The sequence below is a fragment of the Nostoc sp. CCY 9925 genome (assembly GCF_963920935.1).
GTDB lineage: Bacteria > Cyanobacteriota > Cyanobacteriia > Cyanobacteriales > Nostocaceae > Nostoc.
Map to the genome: position 1 here is coordinate 20,175 of NZ_CAWUDO010000083.1, position 17,536 is coordinate 37,710.

Consider the following 17,536-nt stretch of genomic DNA (forward strand, 5'->3'; position numbering starts at 1 on the left):
AGTTTGGACAATTTTTTCAGACAAAAGCTATTCTTACCTTACTGAAATCGGCTCATCAACAAAAAGACTCAACAGATGAATTGACACGCTTTAACTGCAAAACTTTTTTAATTGTATCTTCTACTGTTTTACTAGGTGTAGATGCGCCAGCAGTAATTCCTACCACAATTGAACCATCTGGCAACCAATTTTCAGTTACTGTTAAATCTTGATGTAGTAGTTTGTGTTCGATGCGATTATCTAAGCTAATTCGCTCGGCGGTATCGATATGATAAGCAGGAATACCTCGATTGAGTGCAATTTCGTACAAGTGAGTTGTATTGGAAGAATTAAAACCACCAATCACAATTATCAAATCTAGTTTTTCGTCTACTAATTTGAACATTGCGTCTTGACGTTCCTGGGTAGCTTCGCAGATGGTGTTAAAGCTAATAAAGTGCTGATTCAGCTTCAAAGGTCCATATTTTCTCATCATCGTGCGCTCAAATAGCTTACCAATCTGCTCAGTCTCTGTTTTAAGCATTGTGGTTTGATTGGCAATACCTAGCTGTTCTAAATCGGTATCAGGATTGAAGCCAAAAGAACAAGCTTTGTTGAATTTGGCTATAAATTCATCATGATTTCCACCGTTCAGGATGTAGTTGCAGACATACTCAGCTTCTGCCAAATTCAGCACTATTAAGTACTTGTTAGCAAATGAACTAGTGTTAATAGTTTCATCATGGTTGTACTTGCCGTGGATGATTGAAGTAAAATTGCCTTTTTTGTGCTTTTCTACTGTATTCCATACCTTAGAAATCCAGGGGCAAGTCGTGTCTACAATTGTGCAACCTTTGTGATGAAAAAATTGCATTTCTTGTAAGCTGACACCAAAAGCTGGCAGAATTACTACGTCTTCCTTTGCTACAACTGATAAGTCTTTCTGGTTATTCTTTACAGGAATGAATTCCACTTGTATATCCAGTAGATTCTGATTTACTAAGGGATTGTGAATAATTTCATTGGTAATCCAAACCCGTTTGTCAGGAAAATGCTGGCGAGTTTCATAAGCCATAGTCACTGCTCGCTCTACACCCCAACAAAAGCTAAAAGCCTCTGCTAGCAGGATTGTAACTTCACCTTGTTGCAGCCTGAAGTTATTGTGACGGATTTGTTGAATAAAGCTGCTTTGATACTCTGACTGTAAGAAATTTGCAGCCTCGTCTTGCCGACCAAATCCTGTACGATGGTATGATTCAGAACTATGAAATGATTTTCTCAAGTTTTTAGTGTCCATAAATCTTTCTTGGGAAGATTACTTATGCTAATTTTGTTTGTTTGCCAGTCAGAAAGTAAGTTAAAATATCGTTCTAGCGTTTTGCTTTTTTATCAAAACAGAATAAAGACGTCAGTCGTCAGAATTCAGTTGGGTCAGCATTTCGTGTAATGAAAAAGTAAAAAAGCTTTGTATTCGATCCACAATTTGTAGACTGGTTAAGCCTAGTTGTGCCTTAGACTCATTTGGACTTGCATGTTCAACTAAGCGATCAGGTACTCCAATCTGCAACACTGGCACTACTACACCATGTTCTAACAATGCTTCTACGATCGCACTACCAAAGCCTCCCATCACACAACCCTCCTCTAGACTGACGACGCGAGGAATTTGTTTGACTAAAGGGACAATCAAATCAGTATCTAGAGGCTTAACAAAACGTGCATTCACTACAGTTGCTTCAATTCCATGCTCGCTCAAAATCTCAGCAGCTTGCATAGCTGAATAAACCATTGAGCCATAGCCCACCATCACTACATCGTCACCGTGTCGCAAAATTTCACTTTTACCAATAGGTAGAGGTTGCCACCCTTCTTCTATCAAGGGTAAGCCGTAGCCATTACCGCGCGGATACCGCATGGCAATCGGGCCATCTGTATATTGGATGCCAGTAGCTAGCATCTGCTGGAGTTCGACTTCATCTTTAGGAGCCATCAAAACTATATTAGGAAGGCAACGTAAATATGCAATATCGTACATTCCTTGATGAGTAGGGCCATCAGCACCGACAATTCCCGCTCTATCCATGCAGAAGAAAACAGGTAATTTTTGAATGCAAATATCGTGAACGATTTGGTCGTAAGCACGTTGCAAAAAACTAGAATAGATAGCGACAACAGGGCGCATTCCCTCACAGGCTAGTCCAGCAGCAAGGGTGACTGCGTGTTGTTCGGCAATGCCGACATCAATGTACTGATGAGGTAGTTTGGCTTGTAGTTTATCTAACCCAGTCCCTGTTGCCATCGCTGCTGTAATACCAATAATATTGGAGTTTTTTTCGGCAATTTTTACCAAAGTGTCAGCAAATACTGTGGAATAAGCAAGGCCTTTCGGTTGACTGGAAGGTTTGACTTTACCGCTAACAAGGTCAAAGGGGCTTTGAGCATGGTAAGCTACTTGGTCTTTTTCCGCGATTTTATACCCTTTGCCCTTTATCGTTGCCACATGCACTAATACTGGCCCACTTATTTGATGTGCTTGTTCAAAAGTCGCAATCAATTCCTCCAAATTATGACCATCTATCGGTCCAATGTAAGTAAAGCCTAACTCCTCAAATACAGATCCTACTTTTGTCATCGTCAAAAACTTCATCCCATTTTTCAGGCTTTTTAGCTCTGAAGAAGGAGAATCACCAACCAAGGGTATTTGTTTAACTTGTTCTTTAAGATTCTCTTTTACTAACTGCATTGGTAGAGTCAAGCGCAATTTATTTAAATACCTAGAAATCGCACCTATATTTGGAGAAATAGACATTTCATTATCATTGAGAACCACTAGCAGGTTAGTGTTTGGTAAGTGACCTGCATGGTTAATCGCTTCTAAAGCCATACCACCAGTCAAGGCACCATCGCCAATCACCGCTACTACCTTGAATTTCTCACCTTTGAAATCTCGCGCCAAAGCCATACCTAAAGCAGCAGAGATACTCGTGGAAGCATGTCCGGCTCCAAAATGGTCAAAAATGCTTTCACTACGCTTGAGATAACCTGCGATACCATCTTTTTGCCGCAGTGTGTGAAAGTTATTGTATCGTCCAGTAATTAATTTATGTGGATAAGCTTGGTGACCAACATCCCAAACAACTTTATCGCAATTTAGATCTAACGTTTGGTAAAGTGCTAATGTTAGTTCTACCACACCCAATCCAGGGCCAAGATGACCACCATTAGTCGCTACAGTTTGTAAATGCTTTTCTCGAATTTGATAGGCAATTTGCTGTAATTCATTAATTGACAGCCCATGCAATTGATTGGGATGAATTATTTGACTTAAGTCCAGATAATTTCCATAAATCTTGTCTTCAAGAGTGCTTTTAGAGCGTTGCATATTTTAAAATCCTTACTTTCGTAATGTACTCAGCAATCCTATCTTTGGTAGTTGTCAATAAGCATATCCGCTGCTTTTTCGGCAATCATGATTATGGGAGCATTTGTGTTACCACCAATGATGTCAGGCATAATCGATCCATCAACAACGCGCAATCCTTCAACTCCGTAAACTTGAAGTTGCGAGTTAACAACTGACATTGAATCATTACCCATTTTGCAAGTACCAACAGGGTGGTATAAGGTTTCGACATTGTTGCGTATAAAGTCGCAAATCTCCTCTTCTGTTTGCACTGAGTAACCAGGTACTAATTCATCACCTCTAAATACATCAAATGCTGTCATTTTTGCTAGTTTACGAGAGAGGTACACACCTTCTAATAAAACTTGTAAATCAGCTTTATTTTCTAGGTAATTTGGCTGAATAACTGGTGGTTCAAAGGGATTATTGGAGCGTAAAGTAATACTTCCTCTACTTTGTGGACGTAAAAGAGTTGGCCCAAAAGTGAATGCATGTTTTTCAGGTTTTATCAATCCGTGATTAAATAAATAAAATGGAGCAAAATGAAATTGTAAATCGCTTACTTCTAAATTAGGTCTGGTTTTGATAAAACCTCCAGCTTCCGCTACGTTTGATGTCAGAGGCCCATTTTTAAAAATTAAATATTTCAATAAACTTGTAAGTTTGTTTGCATTAAGTAAAGTTATTAGTTTTGTACATTCATAGATGACGGGAACTAACAAATGGTCTTGTAAGTTTTGCCCAACACCAGGTAAATCGACTATCATTGGAATTTCCAAGGATTTAAGATGCTTGGCAGGCCCAATTCCTGATAGCATTAACAACTGAGGCGAGTTAATAGTTCCACAGCTTAAAATGACTTCACGGGCAATTTTTATATCTTTTGTTACATCATCTTGAATATAGGTTAAGCCTACAGCACGCGTTCCCTGAAAAAGTATGCGTTTAACATGAACGTTGGTTAAAACAGTTAGGTTTGAGCGATGCAAAATTGGCTTGAGATATGCAGCCGCAACACTATGGCGTTTACCATTTTTTTGCGTTACTTGATAGACTCCAAACCCTTCTTGTTGTTCTCCATTAAAGTCGTTGTTTTCACAAAATCCGGCTTCTAAACAGGCTTTGACAAATGTATGAGAAAGGGAATTAATGAAGCGTTGGTTTGTAATATTGAGAGGCCCACCCATACTGTGATATTCATTAGCACCTCTTTCTTGATTTTCTGCTTTTTTGAAGTAGGGAAGTACTTCTTTTGCACTCCATCCATCATTACCTAAATTATGCCAGCGATCGTAATCATGATAGTTACCACGAATATATATCATGGCATTAATCGAACTACAACCACCTAAAACTTTTCCACGGGGCCAATAAAGGCTACGATTATTTAAGTGAGGTTGTTTTTCTGTGTAGTAAGACCAATCGTACTCACTTTGAAACAGTGTGGAAAAACCAGTAGGAATATGGATTTCTTGCTTGTCGTCTGCTTTCCCTGCTTCCAGTAGCAAAACTTTGGTGTTTGAATCTTGCGTCAGACGGTTAGCTAAAACGCACCCTGCTGAACCTGCACCTACAATCACGTAGTCATAAGGAGAGTTACTAATGTAGTCGGTCTTCATAAGCTTTTGCACTTGAAAAAATTGTATTAGTTTTAGCTAATGCCATTTTGGATTTTGGATTGTATAAATTATAGATAAACTGAATTTCAACGAATTATGTACTGCAAACTTTTTTCTAATTAGTATAACTAGGAAGGATAAAGGAAAATTTATCAAACAGAATAAAGACGTCATACCAATTCACGAAAATCCTGATACAGATAGATTTTTCGTAGGGGTTTAGCAATGCTAAACCCTTTCCCTGTTCGTGCGAATACAGCGCAACTATAAGCCTTTCCCTTTTAGACTTCGATAGTTGACTTTCTCTCATTCAAATCAGAAACAAAGGAAGCCTGTTCGCCAAAAAGTTGCTTTACAGTTTGAGAAAATAATCGTTCAGCATCAAGCCATTCATTTTTCTTCGCATCCTTTAAGGCTGCTACAACAAGGTCAAGTTGCTGTTCTGTCAAGCAAAAATTAAGTTTTTTTAAGCGTTGAGCGATCGCAGCTCGACCACTATGTTTGCCGAGTACAATCTGAATACCTTCTGCTCCTACCATCTCTGGACGAAAAGGTAAGTAAGTATCAAGATTTTTCAAAATCCCGTCTTGGTGAATTCCGGCTTCAGTTGCAAATATGTTTGAACCAACTACAGCCTTGTTGGGTGCAATGGGAATACTGGTTTTTTCGGCAACCAACTGACTTAAAGAAACCAACTGCTTAGGGTCGATGTCAACAGCTCTTTGGTACTGCTCCTGATTCAATAACAGAGCTATAACCACTTCTTCCAGTGCAGTATTCCCAGCCCGTTCCCCAATTCCATTGACAGCACATTGCACAATCTGAACGCCTTCTTCAAGGGCAGCAAGTGTATTGCTGGTTGCAAGACCGAGGTCATTGTGGAAATGAACTGCCATAAAGGCTCGAGCGATATTTGGGACGTGGTTGAGAATATAGCGGATTGTGGTTCGGGTTTTTTCAGGAGTCAAAATGCCTACTGTATCAGGGAAACCGATGGTAGTAGCACCAGCTTCAATCGCTGCTTGGTAAATCTCGCACAGATAGTTCAACTCGGTTCGACTAGCATCTTCCGGGCTAAAAGCAATAATCTCAAACTTCTGTCGGGCATAGTGGATGGCGTTAACAATCATCTCCAGCAATTGCGCCTTAGATTTACGCAACTTATATTCTCGATGAATTGGGCTGGTAGCTACAAAAATGCTCACTGCTCTTTTGTACGGCTCAGCTTCAGCTAATGCCTCGTATGCCTTATCAATGTCACTATCCAATGCTCGACATAAGGCTGAAATTACTGGCCCCTTCACTTCTTTGACGATGCCTTGAATAGCTTCAATCTCACTAGAAGCACAGGCAGGGAAGCCAGCATCTAAAGAGTGTATTCCTGCTTTTGCCAGAGCTTTGGCAATTTCCACCTTTTCTTCAGGAGTCAAGCTGGCTCCTGGCATTTGCTCCCCGTCTCTGAGCGTTGTATCGCTAAAATACACGTCCTTTAAGTTGTTGTTGTCTGCAACCATAATTAATCCTTCAATATTTAACCAACTTTGGGGGTTTAAGTCCCCTGCTTCTAGAAGCAGCGTGTATTGTGTCGGGGTTTAAATCCCCGTCACAAAACGTAATTGCGAATTGCGAATTGCGAATTGTTTTAATGTGTACTCAGTATTCCTTGCTGTTTGGTGTAGCGCTCGGTTATTTGAAACAGCAGCATACCAAGAGCAAAATAAGCTACGCCGTTAATTACAGCCCAGACGAACTGAAGCGGATGGAAAGCTTCACTTCTCACCATCATGGCACGCAACATTGCCATGCCTGATGTCATTGGTAATAGCTGTCCTAAAACTTGAGGTAAACCTCTCCAGGTTTCCACTGGTGCTGTAAGTAAAAACAAGAGTGAGAACTCGAATATGCTTGTTATCCGATGGATACGCTTAAATAACAAGGCTAAAGCACCCATACCGAAGCCCAGACCAATTGCACCCATCACAACTGTGCATAAGGGGAGTAGCAAGCTGGGGGAAAATTGGATTTGACTTTTGGTGATAGCTAGAATAGTCAACAATACACCAAAAATAAGAACCAAGTTCAAAGTCATATTTGCAAAGGCTCGCACTAAATATATTGTTGAAGCGCCGAATGGTGAGAGGAAAATCTGCTCAAGAATTCCGGTCTGAGCTTCGTTTTGAATTGTTCTAGGAAAATCTCCAACAGTTAATGCAACTAAAGCCCAAAGCACATATCCCACAACTAAAGAGTCTAGTCGATCGCCGAAGGAGAAGCTTGTTCCTGCCACATAATGTATACCTAAGATTAGCCCATAAAAAAGTGCTGTCAGGATGACAATGACTGCAATCACCTCACTAGGATAGTACCTAAACATCAGCCAAGTTCGTTTGCATTCAGTGAGAAATAGTTTAAACATATCTTTTGCCTCGCGTAATTTTCAAGAATATTTGTGTGAGGTCAGCTTGCTCTTTTTCTACTTTGATAATTGGTAGGGGTTTGAGTTTTTCTAAAAGACTATAAAGCCTTTCTAAATCTTGTATATAAATGTCTTGGTTGGATTGGACAACTGCACCTAAAACTTCAAGCGCTCTAATCTGTGTTAACTCTAATGCTCGTTCGATTTTAATTGTGTAACCTGAACGAGAAAATTGTTGAATTATTTTAGAAGTGGGTTGCTCAGTAATAATTTTTCCTTGATGAATAATAACCACTCGGTTTGAAAGTTCTTCAGCTACATCAAGTTGATGGGTAGTAAGAAGGATAGCGTAGCCCTCCTGAACAAGTTCGCTGACTAAAGTTTTTATGTTCTCAGAAGCTTCTACATCTAATCCTAAAGTCGGTTCATCTAAAAGCAAAAGTTTTGGTTGATGAATTAAAGCCACCGCAATAGCAAGTTTCTGCTGCATCCCTCGGGAAAGGTGTTGAACTTGGGTTCTAGCTTTTGCTAATAAATCGAATCGTTCTAGAAGTTCTATTGCATTATTGCGGACTGCTCTACGGTTAAGCCCCTTTAGCATACCGAAGTACTCTAGATTCTGAATAGGAGTAAAGTTCCAATAAAGGTTACGATTTCCCTCAAGTACTACGCCTAACTCTTTAAAAGCTTGCTGATTTTCATGAGGGTTGAAACCAGCGATTTGCACCCATCCTTTATCAGGTTTAACCAATCCCGCAATCATTTTGATGGTGGTTGTTTTTCCAGCCCCGTTAGATCCAAGGAAAGCTACTACTTCTCCAGGAGCTATATTTAAACAAACATCGTCTACTGCTCTCAAGGTTTTACCCCTATAGTTGAAAGACTTACTTAGCCCGCTGACTTCAAGTACTTTCATATAACTTCCTCCTCAGTACGGTATCTAGTACACTACGGCGTAAATAAACAGACCATTCAAAATGGCGCCAAAGCCGAAAATACAATTCTTTTGAATGCGTGACTTTTGACTTACAAGGGCAGCGGTACTAGGAGGTTGTAAAACTGATGATTTTTGCCAAATGTCATGTCTCGTCAATACTCTCAAACACATTGAAATCTTGTTTTGTGGCGATGGGCATTTTTAGCTTGCTAAATCTGCCCTCTGTCCGTCGCAGCACAATGTTTTTATTTAGAAATTCTGAGTTCAAAGCCCAAGCTTCCCGGCCCAGTCTCTGGTGCTGCGATCGCAGCATACTCTGTAAGTCCAGCTACTTTCAGCATATCTTCAACTTCTTGAGGCGTGTACTTCTCTTCTAAATTAGAGGGTACAACGCCAATTTCTTGACGAAGACGATTAAATTCTGCTAGCACTTCCGGCCCTGGGTTCCGGCGAATATCATGAATAATTGCAACTCCACTAGGCTTAAGGATACGATATATTTCCTGAAAAGCTCTGACAGGATTAGCCCAATGATGTATTGTAGAACGGCTAATTACTAAATCGGCATAATTATCAGGAAATGGCATATTATGAACATCTGCATTTATAATCTCGATCCGATTTTCAAGCCCATTCTGCTTCACAACTTTGCGAGCCTCATCAACCATATCCTGGAAATAATCTGTCCCGATTAGGGATAAAGCATCTAGTTCTGGGTTAGCTGCGGCTTTAATTAATATCTGAGCAGTGCCAGTTCCTACATCTACTAATGTTTTGAGACCACCACCTTGCTGATAATATTCTTCTAGTAAGTTTTGCAGAATGAAGTCATCATAAATACTTACAAAACTTTTGGTGTATTCGTCATACTTTTCTGATGAATATTTTACTGGTAAATTTTCTCTCATGCTTTGTTGTTTTTTTATCATCTGTATAATATATGTCGGTAAATTACTTGCAATCTGTCATTAGCAAGAGGGGAAAAATAGGGTTATTCGCTCCTTGTTAATGACAAAATTAGAGATGTTTTAGAGTTTAAAGATAGGCTCTCCCATTCTGACAAATATTTTCCTATTGCTTGCTGTTGCTTCTCTTCTTCCATGAAGAATTCTTGTGTTGTCTATCATGAGAATATCGCCTTTTTCCCATTGGATATCAATGGTTAGGCTGTCACATACCTGCTGAAGTTCTTCAATAATATGCTCGGGAATACAGGAGCCGTCTTCCATTCTGACTACCAGTGGCGGGCTAGTATTTGTCATGTTCGATAAATTTTCAGCAAACCAACCTGACTGGAATGCCCACTCAGCGATGTAAATTAACAAGAGATTATTGATGAAGACATCTTCTCCATCTCGGCTTTTTACAATTGCTGAACAAACATACTCTGTTGTTACTGCTCCAGTTTCTGAGTCGATCAGGAGCTTAGTTTCGTTTCGATCGCAAAACTTCTGCACTACGCTTAAATCATCAGTTTGAAATGCTGTTTGCCATTCCCCGTTTGCTTGATGTCGAACATATTTTATCTTTTGATTTTGGAAAAACTTTTTCGTTTCGTCACTGAGATTTTTAAATATCTCTCTGCCATCACTAACTGTTGTTTGACCTCCTTGAATAGGTGGGTTTTCGCAATAAAACCAGAGAATGGTGGGATGATTTTTTAAGTAATACATCTCTCCATGAAGCTCTATCGGAAAGCCTTGTGAATGTCCTGAAGTTGTTAAGAGAGTTTCAACGTTATTGATTGCTTGTCTATCTAATACTCCCCATCTCAAGCCACCTCCTTGATAAGTCGAGAAATCTTGGCAATACAAATGCGTAAATTTCATGAAAGTATCGCTATCGCTGCCAAAATTTTTAAACAGTAAAGTTCCTGATTCTCGGAATAAATTTATGACTTCTTCATAGTCTAAATCCAAAATATTTTTTGAGCCATTACCTTGAATAATTAGACCAAAAGTGTTAGTCAAAGAACGATGTTGAATTTGATTGGTCAACATAATTGCAATCTTTCCTATGTTAATAAAGTGGATAATACAGGTGTTACTTCAGGTATTTACGATTAAAGGAACGAGAACACCGAAGCTATTACACATTGAGACAATACTACTGGCGTGACAAGACGGCTTTGTTGCAATAAATTTTTCTTGTAGTGTGGGCCGAAAAGCCCGCACTGGACGGGCGAGACGTCTATCCCACAAGAGTCAAGCTAATGCAATATTTGGCGTTGCTGAATGAAGGGATGAATTGATTTATGTAGGTACAGTTTGATACTTCAAATAATGAAGTAATAATTTAACCGAGTATCTCAGCATTTCTTCTGTCTTGGAATAGCATAAAGTTTTTCGGTGAAGGCGTGCCAAATAATGTCTAAGCCTAGTGTTTTCATTTTCAACTCGTGTCATATATGTTTTACTGACAATTTGGTCTCCATCTGGAATAAAGCTTGGGTAAACTTTCCAGCCATCTGTCACATAAAAATAGCTTTTCCATTGTTTAGCAATTTTCCACAATGGCTCAAAAGTTTCGGCACTATGGTCTCCCAAAACCCAGGCTAAAATACCTTGAGTAAAGTGATTTACTGCTGTCCATAACCAAATTTTGTTTTTTTTGAACCAACAAATGTCTCTAATTCATCAAGTTCTCCAACTTCTGGAATTACATCTTCTTTCGGTACGGCCGGAAGTTTCTCTCCCAATTGTTTGACCCAATAAATAATAGTAGTATGATGTACTCCTTTTACTCGTTCAATCCCGCGAAAACCCATACCGTTAAGGTACATTTTTAAGCATTCTTGTTTCAATTCCTCAGAATATCCTTTTGGTGGATCGTACAAATCAATAAATTGGCGTTAGCGAAGCGGGGCGGAACGCACGTCGCATGATACGCAAATGTGATTTTGTTTACCTCTTCGCTTTCCGTTCTTACGAATTTTCGTAGATCCGCAGTATGGACATTGCACAGTAGATACCCTCAATTCATCCCTCTATTATGCAACGCCCAATATTTTAGTCTTGACACGTTACTACTGAGCAAAGGTAGGTAGAAAAATTGAAAAAGCATAACTATTCAACTGCATTCAGGTATGTCTTCAACCGATCTGCCAAGACTTGGACGTGAGGAAGGATATTCATAGTGATGTGGTTACCGGGGATTTCCTGGATTTCTACCCCTTCAGTAGCTAAATTCAGCCAACCACGTTCTGGATGTGGAGAATTGAATGCATCGCGATCGCTGGCGCGGAAGAAAATGATTTTACCCGGATATATTTGGGGTTCATAATCCAACATCGCCTGGGAATGTACTTTAAACAGGTGAAGTAATTGTTGAACATGAGGAAGCGTGACATCAGGAAGCATTTTGTTAACAACTTCTTTCTGGTTTAAGAAGTAGAGCAATTGCTCATCGGGTGTTAGCTGTTTGAGATGCTCTAAAGAAATTGGCAGGTTACTACCAACTGCTAATAGATAAATCAAGATTTCTGTATCATCTTCTGGTGTCGGTGGTATTTCACCTGGGCCTGGAGTATCTATCATTGCTAACAGTTCTACCTTTTGACCTACTGCATAAAGCTGTTGTGCCATCTCAAAGGCTAAGGTACCTCCAAAAGAAGAGCCTCCAAGAAAATATGGCCCTTCAGGCTGAACGGTTCGCAAGGCTTCGATATATTCAGTTGCGATCTCTTCAACTTGCGTCAGAGGTTGTGCTTCCCTTTCAATACCGCGTGCCTGTAACCCGTAAACTGGTTGTTCTGCATCGAAACAATTTGCCAAATCGCGGTAAAAGTAGACATGTCCGCCAACCGGATGTATTAAGAAAAGAGGTTTTTTAAAACTGCCCGGTTTGATTTTTACCAGTGAGGAAGGTATTGATCGCTTTGCTGGATTATCCGATGCAATTAATGTCGCTAAACCAGCAACAGTAGGTGAATCCAGTAAACTATGAGGAGACAATTCAATTTTTAATGTTTCGCGCAGTTTGGAAATCAGTTGAACTGCTAATAAGGAGTCTCCCCCCAACTCAAAAAAGTCATCATAAATTCCCACTTGTTCGATTCCTAAAAATTCTTCCCAAACACTAGCAATAGTCTTTTCAAGCTTGTTTGTGGCAGCAACATAAGCGTGAGTTATTGCTGGTCGTGGGTGTACTGTTTTGGGTCGTTGGAGTTGTGATTCATTCAACAAATCCAGTATTGCCGGAGCATTGTTTCGCTCAATTTGAGACTGTAAATCTCGTGTTGATACGAGAATTTGAGGTTTTTTACTACACAAAACTCGCCTAAAAACATCCACACCTTCGGCAGATAATAGCCCTTGCTTCAGTTCTTTTTGATGAAATGTCGGGATGTTTGCGGTTCCATTTCCTTGTTTGACAGCAGTTGCCGCCATTCCAATTTCTTGCCAGCTATCCCAGTTAACAGATGCAGTGAATGTGCCATCTTTTAAGGTTTTATGATGAGCGAAGGCATCAAGAAAAGCATTAGCCGCACAGTAATCGACTTGCCCATACTCACCGACGATCGCTGTGAGTGACGAACATAAAATCAAGAAATCTAGAGGAATATCTTTGAAGAGGGTATCAAGTAACAAAGTCCCTCTGACTTTGGGAGCAAGAACTTTTTCAGCTATCTCTCGCGTTTTCAGCGGAATTATGCCTCCACCCGCGATTCCTGCTGTGTGTATTATACCATGAATCTGACCAAATCGCTCAAAAATCTGGGTTTTAACTTTTTGCATTTGCTCGCTGTTGGTAATATCTGCACAGACAATCAAAACCTCAGCACCCAGCTGCTCTATTGTTTGTAATTTTTGGATCTTGCTGCTAGTCCGATCTTGAATGTCATGAGTTGCCAACCACTGTTCCCATTCATCTTTTTCGGGGAATACCGAACGTGTTATGAGTATTAGTTTTGCCTGCACATCCTCAGCCAGATATTCTGCCAAGGTGAGACCAATACCCCCTAATCCACCTGTAATTAGATAAACTCCCTGCTCTCTTAACCTGGATGTTTTGTTAAGACTTGCATCCAATTTTACTGGCTCAAAAGTTTGCACCCAGCGATCGCTCTCTCGGTAGGCAATAATTCGGTCAGATGTAGGAGTGTAAAATTCTAATAGCAGTTGGTCTATCAGTATTGTTTGTTGTGAAGTTTCTGGCTGGGGAAAAACAATATCAATACTGCGGCAATTTATATTCGGGTATTCAGTGGAAATGACTTTACACGGCCCTAGCACGGTTGCTTTCTCTGGAGATAACACCGCTTCGTTTGCAACATTCTGCATATTGTTTGTCAGGACTGCGAGCAGCAACTCATCTGCAATATTCAGTTTTCCCAGTGCCTGAGCTAGGAAAAGCAGGCTAAAGAAGCCCAGATCTTGAGATTTTTCCACCCATTGAAGAGGACGCGGGGAAACCCCCGGATTTATCCGTGGGGTTTGTAACCAGGAGCAGAGATCTTGAGAGATGTCGCGCTTTGCGTCTCCCTCTCTTTGCGTCTTTGCGTCTTCTTGGTCAATTACCGATTCTGTGTTAGCTGCTGATGTGACACTCCATAAATGTATAATTTTTGTGGGGGTTTTGTTGAGTGCGTGAAGTTGCTTGAGTAAGGTGTTGTAGTCATCCTGGTGTTTAGGATTAATCGTGTAAACGCGATCGCTCAACTGTCTAAACTCCGACCCTGCTTTTACGGTAATCACATCCTGACTCTGAAGTTCGAGTTGTTTGACAATTTGGCAACCTAAGCCGCACTCATCAGTAAATACGACCCAGTTATACTGCATTGACGGCACATCAGCGTTAGGAGCGATCGGCGTAGAGCATTTCCATTTTGGGATATAGAACCAGTCTGCAATATCCTGCTTTTTAAGTGTGTCTGCTATCGGATTTACTTGTGTTTGCGGTTCAATCCAGTAACGTTGACGTTCAAAGGGATAGGTCGGTAAGGGAATACGGTAGCGTTGCTCATGGATATAATATTGAGACCAATCCACCTCTATACCAGCAAGCCAGAGTTTACCCAAAGTAGTGAGTAAAAACTCTACATCCGACTGTTGATGGCGGGGGTGACGTAACGAAGCTAGTACTATCTGTCCGGGAAGCTTATCTGGATGTTGATTTGCCAATGTACTTAATGTTCTACCCGGCCCAATTTCCAACAAAATCCGATTTGGTTCTTTCAACAATTGTTGCAAACCGTCTGCAAAACGTACTTCATGTCGCAGATGCTTGGCCCAGTAACTCGGCTGTGTGACTAGATCTGCTGTCACCCAAGTGCCAGTAACATTGGAAATATAAGGAATTTGCGGTGGTTTTAAGTCAATTTTTTCCACAGCAAGAGTGAATGGCTCTAAGATTGGCTCCATCATCACAGAATGGAAAGCATGGGAAGTATACAGACGGCGACACTCTACGCCTTGTTCGGCGAGCTGTATCTCTAATGTATATATATCTGCCGCAGTCCCCGAAACTACACAAAGGGATGGCCCGTTGATGGCAGCCAAGGAGAGTCCATTGCCAATCAGAGGTTGCACCTGCTCAGGTGTCAGTGGAACAGCAAGCATCGACCCTTTTGGTAGTTGCTGCATCAATTGACCGCGCCGAGCTACGAGGAACAATGCATCTTCTAAGGAGAATACACCAGCCAAGCAAGCTGCGACATATTCACCAATGCTGTGACCAATCATTGCCATTGGATGCACTCCCCAAGACATCCACAACTGGGCTAAAGCGTACTCCATAACAAAGAGTGCTGGTTGTGTTATTGCGGTTTGCTGTAGTTGCTGTGCGGCCGCTTCAACTTGTTCTGGATTGGGATAGAGTATATGACGCAGGTCGAGACCTAAAAAAGGTTTGAGAATTTCTGAGCAAGTATCAATATGCTTTTGAAACGTCGGCTCAACCTTATAGAGTTCCAATGCCATATTTACGTACTGGGAACCCTGCCCGGAGAACATAAATACGATAGATGACTCCTGGGATTCACAGCAGTTAGTAAAAACTTGTTTTGGCTTTAATGTTGAGAGTGTATTGGCCGCATCTTCAAGATTACAGCATACCAATATCCGTCGATAGTCAAAAGCTTTACGACCCACACCAAGTGTATAAGCTGCATCAGCAAGGTTTAATTGTGGATGTTGTTGGAAGTGTTTAACCAAACTTGCAGTCGCAGTATCTAATGCAGATTCAGTTTTTGCACAGATAGTTAGTAATTGCCAAGGTCTTGATTCATCCAGTGCGACATCTGGCGTTTCAATAGCAGGGGCTTCTTCAAGTAGAATATGGGCATTCGTTCCACCAATGCCAAAGGAACTGACCCCAGCACGGCGGGGACTGCCGTTGGTTTTCCATTCAGAGAGTTTGGTGTTGACATAAAAAGGGCTGTTTGTGAAATCAATTTCCGGGTTAGATTTTTCAAAATGTAGGCTGGGTGGCAACATTTTATGTTTGATAGCACAAACGGTCTTGATTAAACCTGCAATCCCAGCGGCTGTATCTAGATGTCCCACATTGGTTTTTACCGAACCAATGGCACAGAAGCCTGTTTCTTGGGTGTAGGCTGAAAATACTTGTTTGAGGGCTGCGATTTCTATGGGATCGCCTAAAGGAGTGCCAGTTCCGTGTGCTTCTATATAAGTGATGGTTTCAGGTTCAACTTCAGCGTTTGCTAAAGCTTGAGCAATGACAGCTGCTTGACCATCGACACTTGGGGCTGTGTAACCAACTTTTACAGAACCATCATTATTGACCGCTGAGCCTTTAATGATTGCATGAATGTAGTCTCCGTCTGCGATCGCTTCAGACAACCTTTTGAGAACAACAATGCCCACACCATTACCGCCTACAGTTCCCTGTGCTTTGGCGTCAAAAGCTCGACAGTGACCATCAGGAGAAAAAATCATTCCCGATTGGTGTAAATATCCTGTCTGTTGCGGAACTCTAATGGAAACACCACCAGCCAAAGCAATATCACATTCGTAACACAGCAAGCTTTGGCAAGCCATACTGGTGGCTACTAAAGAGGTAGAGCAGGCTGTTTGGACTGTAACACTAGGCCCAGTCAGGTTTAGTTTATAAGATACTCGGGAGCATAAAAAATCTATTTGATTGGCAATCATGACTTGATAAGCACCTATAGATTCTATCAAGTCATGGTTGGTATAAAGGTGATGGAAAAAATAGCTGTTAAACCCGTCTGCACCCGCATAAAGCCCTATGGAACCAGAGTAAGTTTCTGTATTGTAACCAGCATCTTCTAGAGCCTCCCACACACACTCTAAGAATATCCGGTGTTGCGGATCTGTAATTTCAGCTTCTTTGGGATTAAAGCCAAAGAATGTTGCATCAAACAAATCGATATTTTCTAATACAGCGTTGGCTTTTACATAGTTAGGGTTGCGAACGACTTCTTGGGAAACACCTACTAACTCCAATTCCTCTTCAGAAAAGAATGAAATAGATTCTATTCCGTTTTGTAAATTATGCCAAAACTCCTCAACATTTTTTGCACCTGGAAAGCGGCCAGACATGCCAATGATTGCTATATTCTCAAGAGAGTTGGATGGGTCAAATTTATCCATGATTTACCTCTTTTGTAGTCAGAATTCAGGAGTCATACCATTTCTTTGTGAGGCTGCGCCAAATTTTCTTGACTTCTTCTTTCTTTCTTTGTGTCCTTAGCGCCCTTTGCGGTTCGTTCCTCATATAATTTGGCGCATCTTCATACAGAATTGGTATCAAGACTCAGAATTCAGAATGATTGGAAAAACAATGTTTTCATGGGAGCATCCCAAATGTGCAAGTTTATTGAAATACGGGATAGTAACTTACCCAAGAGATTAAATAAACGAACCGCAAAGGACACAAAGGACGCAAAGGTAAGAGGTTTAAAAGAGTTTTTGCGCTAGTCCTGTATATTTTTACAAAATTGGGATGCTCCCGTTTTCATAGCTTGTTAATTTGATTCAAATTATTAAGCTGAGGTTTCAAACTGTTCTGAATTCTGGATTCTGGATTCTGGATTCTGAATTCTGAATTCTGAATTCTTCCCTTTTGTAACCGACGTTGCTTGTGTCGATTAATTGCTTGTTTTTGCTGATTAGCTCGCTGGTGGTTTTGCTCCAAAAATGATTTTTTGCTTGGTTTTTGACTTAAATAGTGAGTTAACGCTCGAATGGTTGGATACC

Annotated in this window: 10 protein-coding genes and 1 pseudogene; all 11 read right to left on the minus strand. The window is 40.7% G+C overall.

All coding sequences use genetic code 11. The features are described 5' to 3' along the window. Positions 1 to 55 precede the first annotated feature (55 nt). Positions 56 to 1,276 carry a 4-hydroxy-3-methylbut-2-enyl diphosphate reductase gene (locus ACM0OY_RS30075; protein WP_414572433.1) on the minus strand — a complete coding sequence of 407 codons (1,221 nt, stop codon included), beginning with the start codon at positions 1,274 to 1,276 and terminating at the stop codon, positions 56 to 58. Between the two features lie 111 nt (positions 1,277 to 1,387). Next, entirely contained in the window at positions 1,388 to 3,313 is a 1,926-nt protein-coding gene (dxs, locus tag ACM0OY_RS30080; protein ID WP_414572442.1) for a 1-deoxy-D-xylulose-5-phosphate synthase, read from the minus strand. An 86-nt stretch (positions 3,314 to 3,399) separates the two neighbouring features. Then, entirely contained in the window at positions 3,400 to 5,001 is a 1,602-nt protein-coding gene (locus ACM0OY_RS30085; protein WP_414572434.1) for a GMC family oxidoreductase, read from the minus strand. Positions 5,002 to 5,282: 281 nt separating this feature from the next. Further along, the gene (locus ACM0OY_RS30090) at positions 5,283 to 6,515 is read right to left on the minus strand and encodes a 2-isopropylmalate synthase (protein WP_414572435.1); all 1,233 of its coding nucleotides are present in this window, start codon (positions 6,513 to 6,515) and stop codon (positions 5,283 to 5,285) included. A gap of 128 nt (positions 6,516 to 6,643) precedes the next feature. Continuing rightward, a complete protein-coding gene (locus tag ACM0OY_RS30095; RefSeq protein ID WP_322731664.1) occupies positions 6,644 to 7,417 on the minus strand; it encodes an ABC transporter permease in 774 nt (257 codons plus the stop codon). Further along, positions 7,410 to 8,333, minus strand: a complete 924-nt coding sequence (locus ACM0OY_RS30100) for an ABC transporter ATP-binding protein (RefSeq protein WP_322731663.1) — start codon at positions 8,331 to 8,333, stop codon at positions 7,410 to 7,412. The genes ACM0OY_RS30095 and ACM0OY_RS30100 overlap by 8 nt, the downstream gene beginning before the upstream one ends. A 266-nt stretch (positions 8,334 to 8,599) precedes the next feature. Then, complete coding sequence (locus ACM0OY_RS30105) at positions 8,600 to 9,262, minus strand: class I SAM-dependent methyltransferase (protein WP_414572436.1); 663 nt, start codon at positions 9,260 to 9,262, stop codon at positions 8,600 to 8,602. A gap of 120 nt (positions 9,263 to 9,382) precedes the next feature. Next, positions 9,383 to 10,354: a TauD/TfdA family dioxygenase gene (locus tag ACM0OY_RS30110; protein WP_414572437.1), complete on the minus strand. Its 972-nt coding sequence runs from the start codon at positions 10,352 to 10,354 to the stop codon at positions 9,383 to 9,385. Between the two features lie 252 nt (positions 10,355 to 10,606). Continuing rightward, a pseudogene (locus tag ACM0OY_RS30115) lies at positions 10,607 to 11,316 on the minus strand (IS1 family transposase). A 103-nt stretch (positions 11,317 to 11,419) separates the two neighbouring features. Next, positions 11,420 to 16,930, minus strand: a complete 5,511-nt coding sequence (locus ACM0OY_RS30120; protein WP_414572438.1) for an SDR family NAD(P)-dependent oxidoreductase — start codon at positions 16,928 to 16,930, stop codon at positions 11,420 to 11,422. Between the two features lie 364 nt (positions 16,931 to 17,294). Then, positions 17,295 to 17,536 (minus strand): hypothetical protein (locus tag ACM0OY_RS30125; RefSeq protein ID WP_414572439.1); only part of this gene is annotated, 242 nt, incomplete at its 5' end.